At 56.1% G+C, this 18,639-nt stretch carries 15 protein-coding genes; 8 read left to right on the top strand and 7 right to left on the bottom strand.

What is annotated here, in order from left to right; genetic code table 11:
- The first annotated feature begins 33 nt into the window (after positions 1-33).
- The 6 genes from R6V78_RS09215 to nqrF all read left to right on the top strand — a co-directional run bounded on the left by R6V78_RS09215 (position 34) and on the right by nqrF (position 6,012).
- Positions 34-1,377 carry a 4Fe-4S dicluster domain-containing protein gene (locus R6V78_RS09215; RefSeq protein ID WP_410289059.1) on the top strand — a complete coding sequence of 448 codons (1,344 nt, stop codon included), beginning with the start codon at positions 34-36 and terminating at the stop codon, positions 1,375-1,377.
- Positions 1,378-1,462: 85 nt separating this feature from the next.
- Positions 1,463-2,656 carry an NADH:ubiquinone reductase (Na(+)-transporting) subunit B gene (locus R6V78_RS09220; RefSeq protein WP_410289060.1) on the top strand — a complete coding sequence of 398 codons (1,194 nt, stop codon included), beginning with the start codon at positions 1,463-1,465 and terminating at the stop codon, positions 2,654-2,656.
- Positions 2,649-3,359 carry an FMN-binding protein gene (locus tag R6V78_RS09225; protein WP_410289061.1) on the top strand — a complete coding sequence of 237 codons (711 nt, stop codon included), beginning with the start codon at positions 2,649-2,651 and terminating at the stop codon, positions 3,357-3,359. The genes R6V78_RS09220 and R6V78_RS09225 overlap by 8 nt, the downstream gene beginning before the upstream one ends.
- A 67-nt stretch (positions 3,360-3,426) precedes the next feature.
- Positions 3,427-4,044, top strand: a complete 618-nt coding sequence (locus R6V78_RS09230) for an NADH:ubiquinone reductase (Na(+)-transporting) subunit D (RefSeq protein WP_410289062.1) — start codon at positions 3,427-3,429, stop codon at positions 4,042-4,044.
- 84 nt (positions 4,045-4,128) lie between these two features.
- Positions 4,129-4,737 (top strand): NADH:ubiquinone reductase (Na(+)-transporting) subunit E, encoded by a 609-nt coding sequence (gene nqrE / locus R6V78_RS09235; protein ID WP_410289063.1) that lies wholly within the window; start codon positions 4,129-4,131, stop codon positions 4,735-4,737.
- 48 nt (positions 4,738-4,785) lie between these two features.
- On the top strand, positions 4,786-6,012 hold the full coding sequence (gene nqrF / locus R6V78_RS09240; RefSeq protein ID WP_410289064.1) for an NADH:ubiquinone reductase (Na(+)-transporting) subunit F: 1,227 nt from the start codon (positions 4,786-4,788) through the stop codon (positions 6,010-6,012).
- A 95-nt stretch (positions 6,013-6,107) separates the two neighbouring features.
- Here the strand turns inward: nqrF and R6V78_RS09245 are convergent, their stop codons facing one another.
- The 5 genes from R6V78_RS09245 to R6V78_RS09265 form a co-directional block, all read right to left on the bottom strand.
- Positions 6,108-8,054, bottom strand: coding sequence for an aldehyde dehydrogenase family protein (locus R6V78_RS09245; RefSeq protein ID WP_410289065.1), 1,947 nt, complete (start codon positions 8,052-8,054; stop codon positions 6,108-6,110).
- Positions 8,051-9,463 carry a GMC family oxidoreductase N-terminal domain-containing protein gene (locus tag R6V78_RS09250; protein ID WP_410289066.1) on the bottom strand — a complete coding sequence of 471 codons (1,413 nt, stop codon included), beginning with the start codon at positions 9,461-9,463 and terminating at the stop codon, positions 8,051-8,053. The genes R6V78_RS09245 and R6V78_RS09250 overlap by 4 nt, the downstream gene beginning before the upstream one ends.
- 183 nt (positions 9,464-9,646) lie before the next feature.
- On the bottom strand, positions 9,647-10,870 hold the full coding sequence (locus tag R6V78_RS09255) for an alanine racemase (protein WP_410289067.1): 1,224 nt from the start codon (positions 10,868-10,870) through the stop codon (positions 9,647-9,649).
- A gap of 250 nt (positions 10,871-11,120) precedes the next feature.
- Positions 11,121-11,453 (bottom strand): ferredoxin-thioredoxin reductase catalytic domain-containing protein, encoded by a 333-nt coding sequence (locus R6V78_RS09260; RefSeq protein ID WP_410289068.1) that lies wholly within the window; start codon positions 11,451-11,453, stop codon positions 11,121-11,123.
- The gene (locus R6V78_RS09265) at positions 11,453-11,707 is read right to left on the bottom strand and encodes a glutaredoxin family protein (protein WP_410289069.1); all 255 of its coding nucleotides are present in this window, start codon (positions 11,705-11,707) and stop codon (positions 11,453-11,455) included. The genes R6V78_RS09260 and R6V78_RS09265 overlap by 1 nt, the downstream gene beginning before the upstream one ends.
- A 413-nt stretch (positions 11,708-12,120) precedes the next feature.
- Between R6V78_RS09265 and cooS the strand changes: the two genes are divergently transcribed.
- Complete coding sequence (cooS, locus tag R6V78_RS09270; protein WP_410289070.1) at positions 12,121-14,094, top strand: anaerobic carbon-monoxide dehydrogenase catalytic subunit; 1,974 nt, start codon at positions 12,121-12,123, stop codon at positions 14,092-14,094.
- A 102-nt stretch (positions 14,095-14,196) separates the two neighbouring features.
- On the opposite strand, the gene R6V78_RS09275 is transcribed toward cooS, so the two are convergent.
- Together R6V78_RS09275 and R6V78_RS09280 are read right to left on the bottom strand one after the other, a co-directional pair.
- Complete coding sequence (locus R6V78_RS09275) at positions 14,197-15,546, bottom strand: sigma-54 interaction domain-containing protein (RefSeq protein ID WP_410289071.1); 1,350 nt, start codon at positions 15,544-15,546, stop codon at positions 14,197-14,199.
- Positions 15,547-15,764: 218 nt separating this feature from the next.
- The gene (locus R6V78_RS09280; protein WP_410289072.1) at positions 15,765-16,568 is read right to left on the bottom strand and encodes a 4Fe-4S binding protein; all 804 of its coding nucleotides are present in this window, start codon (positions 16,566-16,568) and stop codon (positions 15,765-15,767) included.
- 636 nt (positions 16,569-17,204) lie between these two features.
- Here R6V78_RS09280 and R6V78_RS09285 point away from each other — a divergent pair.
- Positions 17,205-18,626 (top strand): cytochrome c biogenesis protein ResB, encoded by a 1,422-nt coding sequence (locus R6V78_RS09285; protein ID WP_410289073.1) that lies wholly within the window; start codon positions 17,205-17,207, stop codon positions 18,624-18,626.
- Positions 18,627-18,639 lie beyond the last annotated feature (13 nt).

Genomic DNA, 18,639 nt, shown 5'->3' on the forward strand with positions numbered 1-18,639 from the left:
TTGAACCCTGTGGGCAACAATCAAGGTAAATGGATGCATACCATACACCTGAAAAAGGGGTTTTCCCCGCGAATCGCCGGACTTCCTGAACGGCAGCTGCGGCTGTTGGATCTCCCCCGCCATGTGGGCATGGCTCCCGCACAGATCCCCTTTGTCAAGCCGAGGCTGCTGGTGGAAGAGGGCGATTCGGTTTCCATCGGCAGCCCCCTTTTCGAAGACAAACGCAATCCGCGCATCCGGTTTCTCTCCCCCGGAGGCGGTCGGATCACGCGAATCGCCTTTGGTCCCCGGCGAGTTATCCACCAGATTGTCATTGCCGTGGACAAGGATGAACCCTGCCGGGTCTTCGATGTACCGACGGTCGAACAGCTGAATGCGATCCCGCGAACGGTAGTCGTGGATACGTTGCTTCGTGGTGGGATGTGGCCGTTTCTAAGAGCATTGCCATTCATGGATCTGGCCGACCCCGATACCAATCCACCGGCCATTATCGTACGTCTGGGCGATGACGAACCCTTTTGCCCGGATCCGGCGGTGTACCTGCAAGCGAGACAGGCACTGTTTGCCATCGGAATCGCTGTGCTCAGAAAGCTCTGTGAACGGGTGGTGATTAACCTTGTGGGTGACGCGTCCATTCTGGCGGACCTTGCCGGACAGACCGTCGTCCAGCACTTTACAGGTTGCTACCCGTCAGGCAATCCCAGTGTTCAAGTATACCGGACCCGGACCGAACCGGGCCAGAACCGCTCTTGGTTCATCGATGGGCAGGATGTGATTCTGCTGGGGGAATTTTTGCGCACCGGCCGTTATCCTGTGCACCGGATCATGTCCGTTGGCGGAAGCCTTGCACCTGCCGCCGAACATGTATCGACCCGGGCGGGTGTGCCATTGCGGATGCTGTTCAGCGGTGGCCTTGGGGGACGGCCGGCCGCCCGGCCCATCGTGGGAGGATTGTTCACCGGGTATACCGGAGACCCAGACGGCTTCATGGGTTTTTATCAAAATGCCCTCAATCTGATCGACGACGGCGATCGGGAAGAGCCATTCGGATTCATCCGTCCAGGCTACCGCAAACCCTCCTACTCCACGGCCTTTTTGTCCACCTTTCAGCGCAAGCCATTTCCCATGGATTGCGGGCAGCATGGCGAAGTGCGTGCCTGCGTGAACTGCGGCACCTGCGCCACCATCTGCCCCGTGGATATTCTGCCCCAGTTTACCATGAAGTGCCTGGTGGCCGACGAGGTGGAGGAGGCCCTGGCCCATGGACTACTGGACTGCGCCGAATGTGGGTTGTGCACCTATGCCTGCCCCTCCAAGATCCAACTGCGCGAGGTGCTTCGAGCGGCCAAAGTCCAATATTACAAGGAGATCGCCTGACAGCCGGCATTCTCCTTGAGGAGATGATCGTTTACCCGCGTGCTTGTCAACGTCCGGCTCAATTGAACAGGTAGACGCCAAAATAATGAAAACCCTTAAGCGTGTGTTCAACACCACTCGGCCCTATTTTGCATCCGGCGGCAGGCTGGAAAAACTTCATCCTCTGTTCGATGCCATTGAGACGGTGGCCTTCACCCCTGCCTTGACCACCACAGCCGATGCCCACGTGCGCGACAGTCTGGACCTCAAGCGGTTCATGACCTTTGTGATCATTGCGCTGATGCCGCCATTTTTTTATGGCATCTACAACACCGGCCATCAGGCAGCTGCGGCTTCGGGAATGGATCTGGGAATTTTTTCGGTGGTGCTGCTGGGCGCTCGGGTGGTTTTACCCATGCTCGTCGTATCCTACGCCGTGGGCCTCTTCTGGGAAATTCTCTTCGCCTCGGTGCGCAAACACAATATCAGCGAGGGCTTCCTGGTCACCGGCCTGCTCTTTCCCATGACCCTGCCTCCAACCACCCCACTGTGGCAGGTGGCCGCAGGCATTTCCTTCGGGGTGGTAATCGGCAAGGAGATTTTTGGCGGCACGGGCAGAAATATCCTCAACCCGGCGCTGACCGGCCGGGCATTTCTTTTTTTCGCTTATCCAGCCAATATGTCCGGTGACCGGGTCTGGACTGCTGTCCAGCAGACCGGCCAGCAGGCGGTGGACGCGGTCACGGCGGCTACGCCGCTCGCTCTGGCGTCTTTAGCCGCCTCCGGAGCGTCGGTGTCCAGCATCCTGGCCGATGGCGGCTATACTTTTCAGCGATTGTTCATCGGCAGCATACCAGGCAGCATAGGCGAAACCTCAGCCCTGATGATCCTGCTGGGGGCAGTTTTTCTGGTGCTGACGGGTGTGGGCAATTACCGGATCATGGTCGGGGGCGTCCTGGGTGTCCTGGCGGTGGCTTATCCCGGCTATCTGGTCAACCTTTCCTCCGGTGGCGAGGCGGCCCGCATGTTTTCGGTGCACCCGGTCTGGCATTTGGTCATGGGCAGTTTTGCCTTCGGCATCGTCTACATGGCTACGGATCCGGTGTCGGCACCGGGCATGAACCTCTCGCGCTGGATTTTCGGCTTTGCCATCGGTGCATTGACGGTAATGATCCGGGTTTTTAACCCCGCCTACCCGGAGGGGGTGATGCTGGCCATCCTGTTCATGAACATCTTTGCACCCCTGATTGACCATTTCGTGATCAAGGCGCGGCTGAGAAAAAGGGTGCCCAATGTCTGATCCATTAAAATCCATCGCCTTTACCGCCATTGTTGCCCTGGTGTGCAGCCTGCTGCTGACCGGTGCCGCCACCGGTCTCAAGGACCGGAAACTGCGCAATGTGGCCGTGGACCGCCAGAAAAACATTCTGAAGGCCGTGGGGCTTATCGATCCCGGCGGGCAGCCGACCATCCCCCAAATCGAACGGCTCTACCAGGATAACATCCGCTGCTACGTCCTGGCGGAAAGCGGCCGGATCGAAGCGGGCAATGCGGATTCAGATGCCCTGCCGGTGTGCTTTTACGTCAAGGACAACCAGCCGGCGGCCTATATCCTGCCGGTGGATTCGCGCGGTCTGTGGGGCAAAATTCACGGTTACATGGCCATTGAAAACGACGGCCGGACCGTGGCCGGTTTTTCCGTGTACAGCCACAATGAAACACCGGGTCTCGGCGGTGAAATCGAAAAGCCGTGGTTCCAGAAGAATTTCCTGGGCAAACGGATTGTGGATGCGACTGGAGAATTTGCAGGCGTGGGCATCGCCAAAGGCAAGGTGGCCGACGCCATCCCTCCCGATCGGCAGGCCAACTATGTGGATGGCATCTCCGGGGCCACGCTCACTGGCAAATTTCTCACCGGCGGCCTGCGGGATGTTCTGCTGGATTACGAAGCGTTGTCCAGCCAATTCAGGGATGGTCAGGTTTCCCTGCCGACGGGCGGGTGATATACAGGCCTACAACCCGGCAGTTGATAAACCCATGCACTGCTGCCAACAAGTGAAATTCATCGCCATGAAATTGATTCAATCACAGACATTCAAGGCTTTTTCCGAGCCGGTGGTCAAGAACAACCCGGTGTTCATCCAGAGTCTGGGCATCTGCTCGGCGCTGGCCGTCACCGTACAGCTGAACACCGCCATCGTCATGGCGCTGGCCATGACCTTCGTCACGGCTTTTTCCAGCCTGATCATATCCACCATGCGCAACGTGATACCCAGGAACGTGCGCATGATCGTTGAACTGGCGGTGATTGCCTCGCTGGTGATTCTGGCCGACGAAGTGCTGCGGGCTTTTTTTTACGACATCAGCAAGCAGCTTTCCGTGTTTGTCGGACTCATCATCACCAACTGCATTGTCATGGGCCGGGCGGAAACTTACGCGTTGGGCAATCCACCGGCGCAGTCCTTCATGGACGGCCTCGGCAACGGTGCGGGGTACGGATCGGTGCTCCTGGCCGTCGCATTTATCCGCGAGCTTTTCGGTGCCGGCAGACTCTTCGGTTTTCCCGTGGTTCCCCAGGCCTTTTATGATTTTGGCTACATGAATATGGGATTCATGCAGCTGGCCCCGGCAGCGTTCATCATCATCGGACTGCTGGTATGGCTGCAGAAGAGCCTCATGAAGGGTTAGATTGACAGGCTCAATGGGATCAGGCGGAGGCGTGGTTGAAAAAGCAAAGCATAGACGGCCATCGGGGGCCGGAGAAGGACACCTATGGAAAATCTGATCGGCCTTTTTCTCAATTCCGTGTTCGTGGGCAACATCCTGCTGTCCTATTTTCTGGGGATGTGCTCTTTTGTGGCGGTATCCAAAAACATGGACACGGCCATTGGGCTCGGATTTGCCGTGGTGTTCGTACTTGCCATCACCGCACCGGTCAACTGGCTGGTATTCCAGTATCTGCTGTCTCCCGGAGCCCTTCGCTGGGCCGGCTTGGAATCCATCGATTTGAGCTTTTTGAAATTTATCACCTTTATTGCCGTTATTGCCGCCATCGTCCAGATGGTCGAAATGGTGATTGACCGCTATTCACCGACCTTGTACATGGCCTTGGGTGTATTTTTGCCCTTGATTGCGGTGAACTGCGCCATTTTGGGCACATCGCTCTTCATGGTGGAGCGCGATTACACCTTTATCGAAACCGTGGTTTTCGGATTCGGCTCGGGCGTGGGTTGGCTCATGGCCATCGTCTCCATGGCCGCCATCCGGATCAAGCTGCGCTATGCCAACGTGCCCAAGGGGCTGGAGGGTTTCGGCATCACCATGATCGTCACCGGGCTGATGGCCATGGGTTTCATGCTTTTTTCGGGCATAACCCTTTAAGAATCATCAAGATGCAAATCCGGGACGGATGCAACCAAGGAGTCCGCTTTGATATATCTTGTGGGAACGGCTGTTTTTCTTTCGGTGATTTTGGTCCTCGTGGGGCTGTTGCTCTTTGTGGAGGCCAGGGTGGTCCAGAAGGGGAACAACCGGGTCGTCATCAACAACGACGAGGAGAAGAGCATCGATGCACCGTCGGGCAAAACCCTCCTGTCGGCCCTGTCGGCCAACGGCATCTTCATCCCTTCCGGCTGCGGGGGCGGGGGGGCCTGCGGCATGTGCAAGTGCAAGGTGGAGGAAGGTTCCCGGGGAGTACTTCCGACTGAACTGGCTCACCTGTCCCGTAATGAAAGGAAAAACAATATCCGTCTGGCCTGTCAATTGAAGGTCAAGGAAGATCTGAAAATCCGGATTCCCGATGAGATTCTTTCCGTCAAAAAGTATACGGCCACGGTGATTTCCAACGAGAATGTGGCCACCTTCATCAAAGACCTGGTGCTGGAACTGGACGACGATGAACAGCTCCAATTTACGGCCGGCGCCTACATTCAGATCGATATTCCGGAATACGAGATCCCCTTTGAGCATTTTCGGATTCGGGTGGCCGAACGGTACCGCCCCGACTGGGACCGCTTCGACCTGTGGGGCCTGCGGGGCAAGAACCTGGCGCCGGTATTCCGGGCCTATTCGTTGGCCAACCCACCGACGGAACCCACCCGGCTTCGTTTTACGATCCGCATCGCCACGCCGCCCCCGGGTGCTCAGAATCTGCCACCGGGAACCGGCTCCACTTACATATTCAACCTCCGGCCCGGCGACAAGATCACCCTGAGCGGGCCTTTCGGTGAGTTTGCGGTCAAGGGAACCCACCGGGAGATGTGCTTCGTGGGCGGTGGCGCCGGCATGGCACCCCTGCGCAGTCAGATCCTGGATCAGCTGCTGCGTGTGAAAACCGACCGCACGCTGTCTTTCTGGTATGGCGCCAGGTCCAAGCTGGAGCTTTTCTTCGATGATGAGTTCAGTGGTCTGGCGGAGCGCTACCCCAACTTTTCCTACCACGTGGCCCTGTCAAACCCCATGCCCGAAGATAACTGGCAGGGGATGACGGGCTACATTCACCAGAAGCTGCATGACACCTACCTGGCCAAACACAGGGATCCGACGGAGATCGAGTATTACCTCTGCGGGCCGCCCCTGATGGTCCAGGCCGTTGAGGATATGCTGGACAGCCTGGGTGTTGAGCCGGAGATGATCGCCTATGATAAATTTTCCTGATGGGGTTCAATTTCGTATTCGATCCCCATCGGTGTTGATCGCATCTCCTGGGTAGCATTCTGAAAACCAATTGAGATGTCCTATCTGGCGGCGGACTAACCCTTCTTCCCCAACTTCTTAACGTATCCCTCCAGCTTGATACCGCTGACGGCGGCTTTGAAGAATGACCAGACCCCCGGTGAGTAGATATGGGTGGTCAATTCGGTGAACAGCTGAAATTTGCGTTGGGTGTAGGGGAACCAGTTTGCCTCCATCTTACCGCTGTTTTTGTCCACGAGGATCGATTTGATGTTGGCAAAGCAGTAGAACCCGAATTCTCCTTTATACCGTCCAATGCCGCTTTTCTTGGATCCGCCGAAGGGCAGGGCGTGGTTGCCTTCAGTGAGCATGACGTTGTTGATGGAGACGTTGCCCGTCACGATGGCCCGGGCCACCCGGTCCGCCCGCTGCCGATCCGCCGACCAGACGCTGGCAGACAGGCCGAAGTCATCGTTGTTGGCCCGGCGGACGGCTTCGGCTTCATCGTGAAAAGCAAAGATGGGCAGGACCGGGCCGAAGGTTTCCTCCTGGTTGAGCAGCATATCATCGCTGCTGCCTTCCACCACGATCGGCGGGATGGCCGCCGAAGCGCCGTCCCAATCCCCGCCGGTCAGCAGGGTCGCCCCCTTTTCCCGGGCATCTTCAATCTGCGCGGCAATCACCTTGACCTGGGCGCTCGTGGTCATGGGGCCGATGTCCGATCCACCGTCGCTGTCGGTTCCCCGGGTCATTTTCAGGGTTTCGCGCACCAGGATGGCCTTGAACGCATCGTAGATGCTGCCCTGGACGTAGAGCTTCTCCACGGAGGTGCAGGACTGGCCGGTATTGGTGAAGGCGCCCCAGATGGCCCCAGCCGCCGCCCGATCCAGATTGGCGTCCTCGAATACGATCATGGGGTCTTTGCCCCCCATTTCCAGTTCCACTGGAATCAGCTGCTCCGCTGCCTGGGTCATGATCTGGCGACCGGCACGCTGGCTGCCGATGAAGAAGATCTTGTCCGGGCGCTGGTCGATGAGCATCCGGCCCAGTTTTTTCCCGGGACCGTATACCACCTGGACCCAGGCGGGGTCGAACCCGGTTTCCGCGAGCAGATCTTCCACCAGCCCTTTCAGCGGGGTGGCGCTGGAGGGTTTGTAAATGATTGCGTTGCCCACCAGGAAAGCAAGGGTGATGGGAACGATGGCCTGATAGAAGGGGTAGTTCCAGGGGGAGATGATCAGCGTGGTGCCCACGGGCTCGAAGTAGATTTTCGATTGCTTGCCCATCAGGGCGAATGGGGTGGGCACCTTTCGATCCTTGAGCACCTTGACGGCATTTTTCTCCAAATAATCCAGATGGTCCAGCGTGCCGAAAATTTCAGCGGTAAGGGCATCGGTGCGTGATTTTCCGGTATCCGCCTGGATGCGATCCAGAATATCGGCCTGGCGGGCGATGATGATCGCTTTCAGCCGGGTGATGAATTCCAGCCGCTTCTTCACGCCCCAGGACAGAATCTCAGGCTGAGCCTGCCGCGCGCGGGCCAATATCCTTGCGACATCCGATTCTTCGGGATTCTCGTAAGCGATATCCGGTTGTTGGGTTTCCGACGGTGGATCCTCATGGGGCATTACCAGTCGGGTGTTCCATCCGATAATAGCGAATATCTTCTTGCCCTGGTATTCTTTGCCGGTCAGGTTGGAGTAGTAAAGGCTCATGACCATGCCTTTGATGCCGAGGTCGATGGTTCTCAAAGCGCTGCCCAGAAAGCCGGGAGCGAGTGAATTTTTCGCGCAGGCGGTCATCAGGAGCCGGATCAGCCAGTTGGGGGAAAACCGGAATAGTCCCAGGAGAAACCGCAATCCGCCTAAATCATCGCTGGTCAGGTATGACGCCATGCGGTCCACATGGTCGATGCATCCGGTGCGGGAAAATGACGGGGAGGCATCCGTGCCCGGCAGGATCACGTCCCCCGCCTTGATCAGTCCACGAAGCTGCTGCGGATTGAAGTATTTAGATATTTTCATCGGTTGGCATCCTTTAACAATTGTGCGGCTGCCTTCTTGGAGAGGGCCATGATGGTCAGTGATGGGTTGATGCCCGGAGCGTTGGGGAAGATGCTGGAGTCTGCACAAAAGATGTTTTTAAACCCGTGGAGGCGAAAATCGGGATCCACGACCGAGCGTATCGGGTCCGTTCCCATGCCGCACCCGCCCATCAGATGAAGGCCGATGCCCATGGAGCCGTGGATCACTTCCTTGGCCCCGGTGGCATTAAAGATTTCATCGATGACGGCCAGGCCTTTGTGATAGCGTCTCAGATCTTCCTTATTTTGCCGTTTGACGATGATTGTCTTGCCCTTGCGGTTGACCCTGATGCGACCGGGCTGGGTATCTCGGGTGCACACCTCGATGCAGGCGAAATGGGACAGCCGCTCCATGGTTCGGTGATGCTGCCGGCCGAATCCGCTGAGGAGCAATGCGATGACTGCCGGCCCGGCGTAGACGTTCTCCAGTTTGAAGCCGTTTTTCCTGAAGCCCGCGTCATCTGACTTGAAGGCCTGAAATGCCCCCAGATGAGACATGACCGGTTGGTCGTAGATACCGAAATTCATGTACTGAGGGTGACAGAAGAAGTGATGGCCCAGAGCAGGCAGTCGTTTGCCTAAACCGGAGTTCAGCAGTAAACGGCTGTTACCGATAGCTCCGGAGGCCAGGACCAGGTTGCGGGCCCGGAAGGTGGTGACGCCGCCGTCGGGTGTCTGGCAGGTGACGCTGATCGCGTTGGCTGACGAATCGATTTTCAGGGCTTCGGTTTCCGCCCGAAGCTCGAGCCCCAGTTCCAACGCTTTTTTCAGTACGGTTTCCGGGGTGCTCTGTTTACTGCCGATGCGGCAGCCGTTGAGACATTCGATGCAGCAATTGCCAGCCTCGTAATTGCAATCCTTTTGGGCCCGCCGCAGAGGGGCCAGCTGGTACCCCAGGCGCTGAAAGCCCTGTTCGAAAACGTCCGCGTTGCGGTTACGGTACTCGCTGGGGATGGTCTGGATGGCAATTTCCGCTTCGGCCTTCTCGTACCAGGGCGCCATGGCCCTCTCATTGAAGCTGTCGACCCCCGAGTCTCTGCGCCAGCTGTCAAAGGCATCCTCGTCAAACCGGTCCACCAGGGCCTGATTGACTACGGATCCGCCGCCCACCACCTTGGGGCGCAAAAATACCAGTCTGGCATCCGTACCCAGTTCCAGTCCTCCTGACCAGTAGAGCTGGGCGGTGCCGTCCAGGTCATTGCGGGGATAGGTTCTGCGGGTGTACTGTTTACCCGCCTCGACCATCAGGCATCTGGCGCCGGCCCGGCACAATTCGTGGGCGATAAAGGGGCCCGAGATTCCGGCGCCGACAAGGATATAGTCATAAAAAGGTGAGTGATCGGGGGTCACGGTGGCGTCCTTCCGAAATATTTAAAGGGTTCGAGGATTCGAGTTTCGGTCTTCCAATTTTCCAAGTTGCCGTCTTCTTCCTGCAGCTCGATGAATTGTTGAAGGAATCGCGCAAACAGACCTTCTTTCCTGTGGTATCCTCCGTAATTTGACCCCTATTGCGGATTGGATAAGTCTGCCCGATTAGAGAAAGGCATAGCCCTGACCCCGGTATGTCGGCACCCTGTCAATAATCCTGTCGTCTTTGATCAGGATTAGATGGTTGAAGCGCTCGCACAGCTCGCCGGCTTTGGCGTGCTGAAAAAAGACAGGGTCGCCGATGTCGGGCGGCGGGGTTCCGGTGGCCAGTTTCAGCGGGGTCTGCACCTCGCCGGCGCCTTCGATGCCGATGTATCTCAGCCCTGGGGGCATCACCGGCCAAGGCAGTTTATTGCGGCCGATCTCACCGGAGGCCACGTAGCCTCCGCCCAGGCAAGTGACCATTCCCGGTGCCGGCGTACGGACCACCTGAAGGGCGAAAAAGGCCGCCGGCTGGAAGGTAACCTCGTGAAAATGCCGGAACAGGCCGGGCGCGAAAAACGCAGAGCCGGCGGTGACTTCCGTCACGGAGCCGTCCTTGGCCGTTGCCTTGAGGCTGCCGCTGCCGCCGCCGTTGACGATGTCAATGGCACAACCGGATGTCTTTAGGGCACGAATGATGCCTTTCCGCCGCGCCATCAATTCCGCCATGGAGCGTTGCTTTATTTTGCGCAGAAGGGCGTTTTTAAGCCCCTGGCCGGGGACACTGTCGTTTACCGAGGCAATCTGCGCCTCGTACCCCATGACGGCCGTGACCTTGACGCCTTCGAGACCGGCCGCCCGGCGGGCCAGGGCTACGGCCTGGTCGGCCTGGCGCAACGGGCTTCGTCGGACGCCAAGGTGAATGGCTCGACCGACAGGGCGGAAGGACATGTCGATTTCCAGACAGGCCTTCAGAACCACTCCCGATCGCTGACCGGCCTCCGCGAGGCGGCGCAGGTGTTCCAGGGAGTCGACCACCAGAACCATCCGGATCCCTTTGCGGGTGACTTCCGCCATCAGCTCCATGTCAGACGGCTGGACGGTGGGGTAGGCCACGATAATGTCGTCGAAACCGTGGTCGGCCAGAAAGGCGCCTTCTTCGACGGTGAAGGCCAGAATTCCCTTGAAGGCACTGCCCCCTTTTTCAAATACCCGTCGAATCAGATCCAGGCAGCGGATGGATTTCGAGGCCACCCGGATGGTTTTGCCGCTGTGTTTCTGGGTGCCGGCCACATAGGCCACGTTGGCGTCAAAACAGTCAAGGTCGATCAAAGCGAGAGGAAGGCGCTGGCCTTTGATGAGGTTGCGATAGAAAAGATAGTCACGGGTGGGGTTCCCGGTCATCATTCACTCTCCTGATAGACGATTCATACACCTCCGATTACTTCAAGGAGAGGATGAAAATACGGAACCCTCCCCACGGCAAGCCGCGGGGAATGCACTCGCTATCGCGGTTCAATGGCCCCGATGCCCTTTTGGATGATGAGAAAATCGTTCGGGGAACGATGGGCTTCGTCAAAAAGGCGCTGTTGGCTCAATTAACAGCCAGGTTGATGCGGTGTGCAGACGAATAGGCCTCGACCGGTCAGAAATTCCTTTAAGAAAACATCTTTTCGGGTGGCCGGCGTTCGGGCACGTATTGTTTTTCGATTTTCCCTTCGTTCCATGCTTTGGACACGTAGAGGTTGCAGTAGCAAGAGCCAAATTCGGCCACATCGGGCTCCCGGTAGACGCACGGGCAGATGATGTCCCGGTCATTGGCCCGGTCGCCGGAGGCCAGCCGGCAGGGGCAGACCATGTAGCCGTAGCGCGTCTTGTTGACGAGCAGCGCTTCGATCAGTTCCATGACCTGCGCATGGTCGTTGCTGAAATAATACCCTTTGGGCTCCTGCACTTTTTTAAGTTTTTCGTAAAGCTCCTTGGCATCCATCAAAGCCCCAGCGCCTCCTTGATTTTGTCTTCCTTGTAACCAATGATTACCTGTTCACCGATAATGACGGTGGGAAATGAGCAACGGGGGTTGAATTTTTTCACATCGGCAAGAATCGCCTTGCGTTCATCCCCGTCCAAAAGATCCACATCCACAAATTCATATTTGATGGTGCATTCGTCCAGCAAACGCTTGGTCGATTTGCAATGACTGCAAGTACTTAGAGAGAAGACCTTTACCGGTTTTTTTGACATGACCGTATCCTTTCCGTAGGTGCCTGAGGCTTGCGTCCCAGTCCCTATCCATCGAATGAGTGGGTGAGAGCCCCTACATTAAAGGTCTGCCGGGGACCGGTCAAGGAAAATCAATGCAATTGGGTCACAGTGGGATCCTCCGGTCGGTGGCAGCTCAACGACAATCGGTTCAGCATGAATTCTGCCACTGTTCCCCATCTAAGTGACAAGGCATGCATGGAAAAATGAAACAGTGCTTGACAACGGGTGCAATTTTATTTAATTGGAACAGTAATCATTCCTGGTAAGGATAGGGATGATCGTATACCTACATTTCACATCCTTATTGGCGTTTCCGATTATGGATGATTTAAAAAACCGTTCGTAATTGCAATTCAACAACCCCCGGATAACCTTTCCACGAAGGAGGGAACATGGTCGAGAAGAAAACGGTAAAAACGGAAAAAGAATTTGAAATCAAGGACGTTACGATCTGCGATGCTACTCAGCAGATGCTTGAAAAAGCCCGCCGCGATGGTGTTGAAACGGCATTTGATAGAGCCGCCAATATGAAAGCCTGTCCCATAGGGGCGGAATCAGCTTGCTGCAAACACTGCGCAATGGGCCCCTGCCGACTTAGTTCAAAGGACCCTTATGGCAAGGTTGGGGTATGTGGGGCCACCATTGATACGATCCAGGCCCGTAATTTTGCCCGCATGGTGGCAACCGGGGCTGCAGCTCACACCGATCATGGGATGGCCATGGTTGATCTTTTTCGTGAGGTCGTCAATGGTCATATCACGGAATACCGCATTAAGGATGTCGGCAAACTAGAAGCCGTCGCCCAATCCATTGGCATTGCGACTGAAAACCGGAGTGTAAAGGAGATCGCCACCGATCTATACAAGGAATTGGAGCGGACCTATACCCAGGTGGAGGGAGAAATCCCCTTTGCTAAACGGGTGCCTGAAAAGACCCTGGAAACCTGGCGAAAACTCGACATCGTTCCCCGCGGCGCCATGCGTGAAATCATGGAGTTGATGCATCGCACGCACATAGGTGTGGATCAGCACTACGAAAATATTACCAAACAGAGCAGCCGTACCGCGCTGGCGGATGGTTGGGGCGGCTCCATGGTGGCAACCGAGATTTCAGACATCCTTTTTGGAACCCCCACCCCGGTGGCGGTGGATGTCAACATGGGCGTTCTTAAAGAGGACCATGTCAATGTTATCATTCACGGTCATGAGCCTAACATGTTTGAATCCATGCTGGTCTCGGTCAATGAGCCCACCCTTGTCCAGGCTGCCAAAGAGGCTGGTGCCCAAGGGATAAATCTCGTGGGAATGTGTTGTTCAGGTGCCGAGATGATGTCACGGCACGGCGTACCCCATGCCGGCAACTTCATGTCCACAGAAGCGATCTTGGTGACAGGGGCGGTTGATGTCATGTGTGTGGACATCCAGTGCATTAAGCAAGGGTTGGTGAGCGTGGCCGACTGTTACGGTACGCCGCTAATTACCACCAACACCCGGGCCCATATTGAGGGAGCCACCCATATTGAATTTAACGATCATGATCCTCAGAAATGTACCGATGAGGTGGTTATCAAAGCGATCAACCGGTTTAAAAACCGGTCAATGGCAATTGAAATTCCCAATATTCGCAACACGGGAATTCACGGGTTCTCCCATGAATACATCAATTACATGCTGGGTGGGTCCTTTAGGGGTTCCTATACCCCGTTGAACGAAAATATCATCAACGGCCGCATTCGTGGTGTGGCCGGTGTCGTAGGTTGCACCAACCCGAGAATTAAGCAGGATTGGGCCCATGTGGAGCTGGTTAAGGAGCTCATCAAAAATGATGTCCTTGTGCTTCAGACCGGGTGTTCCCAAATTTCCTTGGCAAAAGAAGGCTTGTGTACGCCCGAGGCGTCCTACCTGGCCGGACCTGGATTGCGGGAGGTTTGCGAAACCGTGGGGATGCCACCGGTGCTGGGCATGGGATCCTGTGTGGACAACAGCCGAATCCTTATTGCGGCTTCTGAAATGGTTAGGGTGGGTGGACTTGGAACGAGCATCGCCGATTTGCCGGCGGTCGGTGCTGCCCCGGAATGGATGAGTGAAAAAGCCATATCGATTGGGCAGTACTTTGTCGCTTCCGGTGTTTTTACCGTATTCGGTGTTACCTTCCCGATTGTCAAGGAGACCAAATTCCACAAGCTGTTGTTCGAAGGCCTGGAACAACAGGGCTTGGGCAAGTGGGGGTTTAGCGCCGACCCTTACGAGATGGCCAAGATGATGATCGCCCACATCGACAAGAAGCGCAAAGCCCTGGGTATCGACAAAGCCAGAGAGCGCGTGCTCATGGATATGTCCGACCGGCGGGAGATCGAAGCTGCTTAACTGTCGACTCCATTTGAAACAAAAAGAAGGGGCTCGATATCGCGCCCCTTCTTTTATAGATTCATCGGTTCTTTTTAAGAGCCGGGCTTCGCGCGCAAGGCGCTACCCGTCAGCGAGCACCTGGGGATGATCCCCCAGAAACCGGTACAACGTGGCACGGCCCACGCCAAGCACCTTGGCGGCCCGGGCCTTGTTGCCGCCGGTCTTGGTCAGCGCCGTTTTGACCATCTCGGCCTCCAGTTTGCGCAGTGGGCCCCGCTTGGGCTTTTCGAAGACGACTTTTTTCAGTTCGAGGGGCAGGTCTTCGGGTCGGATCACTTTTCCCTTGCAGCGAACGATGGCAAATTGAACGGCGTTTTGAAGTTCACGCACGTTGCCCGGCCAGCTGTAGTCCATGAGCATATTCAAGGCTTCCTGGGCGATGCGCACCGGCCGCTGCCCCTGAACCACCGGTGCTTTGGAAAGGAAGTGGTCCACCAGCAGCGGAATGTCGGATTTGCGTTCGCGGATTGGGGGTATGTGGATGGGAATGACATTGAGCCGGTAGAACAGATCCTCGCGGAAGCTTCCTTTCAGGACCTCTCTTTTCAGATCTTTATTGGTGGCGCTGATAACGCGTACATCCACTGATGCGGTTTTTTCTCCGCCCACTTTTTCAAAGGTTCCTTCCTGGAGAAACCGCAGCAGTTTCACCTGGAGCAGCTTGGGAAGTTCGGCGATTTCATCCAGAAAGATGGTGCCCTTGCTGGCCAACTCGAAGCGGCCCTTCTTGTCCCGGATAGCCCCGGAAAATGCCCCTTTCACATGGCCGAACAGTTCACTTTCGATGAGGCCTTCGGGCAGCGCGCCGCAGTTGATGGGGACAAACGGGCTGCCGGCGCGCAGGCTTTCGTTGTGAATGGCGTTGGCCACCAATTCCTTGCCGGTGCCGGTTTCACCGGAAATATGGACCGGATAATCATAGACGGAGACATCCTTGATCTGACGGAATACCTCGACCATCTTGTTGTCGCAGCCGATGATGTTGGAAAATCCGGTCATTGCTCTGGCTTTGACCCTTAGTTCGAACAGGTCGGTGACGTCCCTGAAGGTGGCCAGCACACCGACCTCTGTGTCATTCTCATCGCGCATCATCGTGGCCGTCATTTCCAGCCGGCGCGGTTCCCCGCCACGGGTAATGATGTTGACCGGGTATTCGGCCGTGTCGAGAAATATGGGCTGCCCGTCGCAAAAGGAACACCGGCTGCCACAAAAGGGGCCGCCGAGCGCTTCGTGGCAATCTTTGCCGATGACGGCTTCCCGGCGATATCCGGTTATCTCCTCCGCCTTTCGGTTGAAGTAAAAAATACGCCTGCTCAGGTCGTGGGCAATGATGCCATCTTTCATATTATCCAGTATCCGTTCAAGATTTTTCGGGTTGGACAATATGTTGTCGATGGTCAAGGCGTTCATTTTTGCTCAAGATTCAGTCGGAGAATAAGGGATGCTGGAAATCGAATCGGCGCCCGCCCACAATCGGGCCACCATTGATAAGTCCACGTAAGATAGCACCAACGTTTGAAATGTTCAACCCAAATGGAATGGATCGCCACGTAATCGAGGCGAGTGGATGGCTTCCTCGGCGGATCCCCAGCGGGCATCTGCATGCTGTTGGGTTGGGTGAACAGTTTTCAATCCGAATACTTTTTTGAAAAAGCATCGAGGTCAGCTTCGGTGAGCAGCTGGGCAAAGCGTTGACCGTTGGTGCTGTGAGCCTTGTAGAATGTCAAAAAGTCTTTGACCATGCGAATCACCGTCTCCTCAGCATGAATGCCCGGCAGCTCCCGGGCCAGTCGCGGATGGCGGCCCAGCTTGCCCCCGATAAGCACCCGGTACCCTTTTTTACCGGTTTCGAGGGTGCCGGTGGGACACGCGGCCACGCAGCTGCCACAATTGACACAGCGATTGACGTCAATGGACGCGGCCTCTCCGGATGCAGAACATACAATTGCATCTTCTTTGCAGGCATCGGTGCAGGCGCCGCAGGCCGTGCAGGGCATATCCGTGAACACGGGTGGCGATGCGCCGAGGATACCCACGTCCTTTATCTGAGGCTGGGAGCAGGCGTTGGGGCAGTCGGCGATGCTGATGCGAAACTCGTGATGAAATTTGAGATCGCCCTGAACCCGCGATTTCAGGAAGCCCAGCAGGTCGGCATCGGCCATGACGCGGTCGATTTTTTCGACCAGGGCCTCGCTGGCCAAGGTCCGGTGGGGACATCCGCTGCTGCCGAAGCAGGCTTCCAGCTGGTAGCCTTTGACTTCACTGCTCATTTTCTTGAGGTAGCGCGCTTGGGTGGCTTTGACATCGGACAGGCTCACGCTGGATTTACCGGCCCCGGCAGCTTCCTTCTCCACGCGGGCGCGTACTTTTTTGCGAACGAAAAAGGGCACCTTTTTCAAGGCTGTTTCGGCTTCCTGGGTCCATTTCAGCATCGATCATTCTCCTTTTGGCTGTGCGGGCCGGTCATGGCTCCCGGATGCCACGGCTTCACACCCAACGCGTTCAAATTCATACAGATTGCCTTGACTCAAGTCAAAAGAAAAGCCATCGTCGGTTTGAATGCCGTCGGCCCATATCCCGAATATTTGATTCAGGTCAATGCACGGGTTGGCCCGATGAGATACCCCTTCCCCCAGATGCCCATCGGCCGGCGCAGGGAATTATCCAGGCCTTTTTCCAAATGCCGAAATTTGATGGCCTCGTAAAAAGCCCCCGGTGTGTCATCCCCGCGAAGGCGGGGCACGCAGCGAACCTTTAGCGCTATCTGTAACTATTTGAAACTTATGGATCCCCGCCTCCGCGAGGATGACAATAAATCTGAGATTTCGACTTTTTACGACTCCGTCAAATTTGTGCTTTTTTAAGTTCACATTTTCTGGCAAAGTGGCTTTTCTCGAATTGAGCCGCTTTACATTGGCGGTTTCGGGAATTAATTTTGACGCTGGTCCTGAACAATGGGTGCAAGCCTATCCGGCATCGGTTGTTTCGATCGTGTGTTGATACCGCCATCGGCATTGATGCCGGCGGTCTCTCATGGGAACCGTCGCTGTCGATCAGGAGGAACTTTTTTGAAGAACGCGAATCCGGTGTGGAAATTCTTTTGCTCGGTAAAACTGACCGTTGTACTGCTGCTTTCTCTGGCACTCACATCCATCATCGGCACCGTCATTCCCCAAAATGAAAGTCCGGATGCCTATCTGCATGCCTACGGTGCCTTCCGATACCAGCTGCTCAGCGCCCTCGAGATTTTCGACATGTACCACGCCTGGTGGTTCCAGGGACTGCTTCTGCTTTTGACCATCAATATCGTGATCTGTTCCATCGACCGGCTCAGCGGCAGCTGGAAGCTGATTTTCACCAGGACCCCCGCGGTCAGACCCGAGCGCTTCGCCGGGCGATCAGATGCCCGGACCTTGACCGACAAACGCAGTGCCGAGGAACTGGTCAAGGCTTATGAGCCCTTGCTCGCCCGGCGATTCGGTTATTTAAAGGTCACCCGGTCGGACGAGGGGGTCGTTATCTATGCTGAAAAGGGGCGATGGTCACGGCTGGGGGTGTATATCGTTCACCTGAGCGTGATTTTTTTGCTTATTGGAGGCCTGGTAGGCTCATTTTTCGGTTTTGAAGGTTATGTCAATATTGCCGAAGGTGAAGCCGTCGATGCCATTCGCATCCGCAATACCGGACAGATTCAACGCCTTGATTTTCAGATCCGTTGCGACGACTTTAATCTGGCCCTTTATGAAACCGGGGCACCCAAGGAGTACCGATCTTCCCTGACTATTTTAGAGGGAGGCAAGGCGGTGAAACAGAAGGATATCATCGTCAATGACCCACTGCGCTACCGGGGCATCAATATTTTCCAGTCCAGTTACGGCAAACTTCCGCCCGAAAAAATGCCCCGGTCGGAGACGCCCGCACCCGGCCCGGCTGACGCCTATACCCTCAATTTCACCAGCCGCGCCTCCGGCATGAACTACACCCTGACGGCGAGGGTGGGTGATCCCGTTGAGATTCCTGAAGGGTTGGGAAAGTTTGTGGTCGTGGCCTACGAAACCGAGACCACCTTTCGCGGGATGGATGTGGGTGCGGCCCTCAAAGGAATTTTGACTCCTCCTGAAGGGGAGGCGGTGGAAATCCTGCTGCCATTGAAATTTGCCAATTTCGATAAAATGCGTGGCGGTGATGTGGTCATCGCCGTTGCCAATCAGCCGACGGAGAATTTTTCACCCCAGAAGGGCGGTGAAATCCGCTATTATACCGGCCTCCAGGTGACTCGCGATCCCGGTGTTTGGCTGGTCTACAGCGGGTTTATCCTGATGCTCGCCGGCTGCTTCGTGACCTTTTACCTGTCCCATCAACAGGTCTGCATTGTGGTTGAGCATTTGCGCAAAAATAGTCGGGTGACATTTGCCGGCATTGCCAATCGAAACAAACTGTCCATGAAGAACACAATCGATAAAATTTTTTCGGCCATGACCCAGTGTTAACCCAAATGGCCGC

Origin of the sequence: Desulfosarcina sp., assembly GCF_046496365.1 — a bacterium.
In the GTDB taxonomy this organism is placed as follows: domain Bacteria; phylum Desulfobacterota; class Desulfobacteria; order Desulfobacterales; family Desulfosarcinaceae; genus Desulfosarcina.

Coding starts and splice junctions, on each gene's coding strand:
- R6V78_RS09215 (WP_410289059.1), top strand. CDS start 34: ATGCATACCATACACCTGAAAAAGGGGTTTTCCCCGCGAATCGCCGGA.
- R6V78_RS09220 (WP_410289060.1), top strand. CDS start 1,463: ATGAAAACCCTTAAGCGTGTGTTCAACACCACTCGGCCCTATTTTGCA.
- R6V78_RS09225 (WP_410289061.1), top strand. CDS start 2,649: ATGTCTGATCCATTAAAATCCATCGCCTTTACCGCCATTGTTGCCCTG.
- R6V78_RS09230 (WP_410289062.1), top strand. CDS start 3,427: ATGAAATTGATTCAATCACAGACATTCAAGGCTTTTTCCGAGCCGGTG.
- nqrE (WP_410289063.1), top strand. CDS start 4,129: ATGGAAAATCTGATCGGCCTTTTTCTCAATTCCGTGTTCGTGGGCAAC.
- R6V78_RS09245 (WP_410289065.1), bottom strand. CDS start 8,054: ATGAAAATATCTAAATACTTCAATCCGCAGCAGCTTCGTGGACTGATC.
- R6V78_RS09255 (WP_410289067.1), bottom strand. CDS start 10,870: ATGATGACCGGGAACCCCACCCGTGACTATCTTTTCTATCGCAACCTC.
- R6V78_RS09260 (WP_410289068.1), bottom strand. CDS start 11,453: ATGGATGCCAAGGAGCTTTACGAAAAACTTAAAAAAGTGCAGGAGCCC.
- R6V78_RS09265 (WP_410289069.1), bottom strand. CDS start 11,707: ATGTCAAAAAAACCGGTAAAGGTCTTCTCTCTAAGTACTTGCAGTCAT.
- cooS (WP_410289070.1), top strand. CDS start 12,121: ATGGTCGAGAAGAAAACGGTAAAAACGGAAAAAGAATTTGAAATCAAG.
- R6V78_RS09275 (WP_410289071.1), bottom strand. CDS start 15,546: ATGAACGCCTTGACCATCGACAACATATTGTCCAACCCGAAAAATCTT.
- R6V78_RS09280 (WP_410289072.1), bottom strand. CDS start 16,568: ATGCTGAAATGGACCCAGGAAGCCGAAACAGCCTTGAAAAAGGTGCCC.